General features: G+C 77.7%; 1 protein-coding gene. It reads right to left on the bottom strand.

Translation table 11 applies throughout. The annotated features are described in order from the left end of the window. The coding region (locus tag SACPADRAFT_RS33240) for a DUF5914 domain-containing protein (RefSeq protein WP_040924617.1) at nt 1-457 on the bottom strand (457 nt) is incomplete at both ends.

The raw sequence follows: 457 nt of genomic DNA, 5'->3' as shown, positions 1-457 counted from the left end.
CCTCCAGCACCGCGGTGCGCTCCCGTCCGTCCCGCCCGCGCCCGAGCGGCGTGGCGTGCGTCTCCACGACGCTGCCCCGGCCCTCGCCCTCGGCGATGCGCATGACCACCGTGCGCGGCCCGGGACAGCGGAACTCGGCCCGCACGGGCACGCCGAACCGGCCGCCCACCCGGAAGGTCACGTCCACCACGAAGCGGTCGTCGCCGCCGCCGTCGGCGTCCGGTGGGGGCGCGTGCACCACCCGCAGCCGGGCGAACGAGTACGGGTGGAACCACGCGCCGTGCCACGGGTCGAGCCGGTTGGCCACGACGTCGGTGGGCTCGCACACGCCCTCCATCCGGGTGACGGCCACCAGTGCCCCGGCGAGGTCCGGCCGGGCGGGCGGATCCGGCTCCCGCGTCGGTGGCCCGCCGTCCACGTCGTCGAGCCGCACCCAGGTCAGCACCCCGTCGTCGAC

It is taken from the genome of Saccharomonospora iraqiensis subsp. paurometabolica YIM 90007, from assembly GCF_000231035.2.
Taxonomy (GTDB): Bacteria; Actinomycetota; Actinomycetes; order Mycobacteriales; family Pseudonocardiaceae; genus Saccharomonospora; species Saccharomonospora paurometabolica.
This window is presented reverse-complemented; position numbering and strand designations above follow the sequence as displayed.